At 45.5% G+C, this 563-nt stretch carries 2 protein-coding genes; both read left to right on the top strand.

Annotated elements, in window-relative coordinates; genetic code table 11:
• Positions 1 to 351: electron transport complex subunit RsxG (gene rsxG, locus R7O13_RS29575; RefSeq protein WP_318305553.1), on the top strand; the 351-nt coding region annotated here is incomplete at its 5' end.
• Positions 348 to 563: Rnf-Nqr domain containing protein (locus tag R7O13_RS29570; RefSeq protein WP_318305552.1), on the top strand; the 216-nt coding region annotated here is incomplete at its 3' end. The genes rsxG and R7O13_RS29570, both read left to right, overlap by 4 nt.

Here is a 563-nt window from a genome sequence, read left to right as displayed (position 1 = left end):
ATTGCACCAGATGGCTATAACGGTGAAATCAAAGTCATCACAGGTATCGATAATCAAGGTAAGATTTTAGGTACGCGCGTACTTAGCCATCAAGAAACACCGGGGCTAGGCGATAAAATAGATCTTCGCGTTACCAGTTGGATTCTTGGCTTCACGGGTAAGCAAGTCACCGAAGATAATTGGAATTCTTGGAAAGTTCGTAAAGATGGTGGAGACTTTGATCAGTTTACTGGCGCTACCATTACGCCTCGAGCTGTCGTCAAAGCAGTCAGAAACACCGTAAACTACGTAAATCAATCTCGTGATGAGATTCTCAGCCAGCCACTAAACTGCGCAGGAGACAATCAATGAGCGAAAACAAACAATTGATGAAGAACGGTATGTGGAGCAACAACCCAGCATTGGTTCAGCTGCTCGGTTTATGTCCTCTACTCGCCGTTTCATCGACGATCACCAACGCGCTGGGTCTTGGTATTGCCACATTACTGGTACTAGTGGGGTCTAACGTAACGGTTTCACTGATCCGTAACTATGTTCCTAAAGAGATCCGAATTCCGGTTTTC

The organism is Vibrio sp. Y176 (genome assembly GCF_033438945.1).
This window is presented reverse-complemented; position numbering and strand designations above follow the sequence as displayed.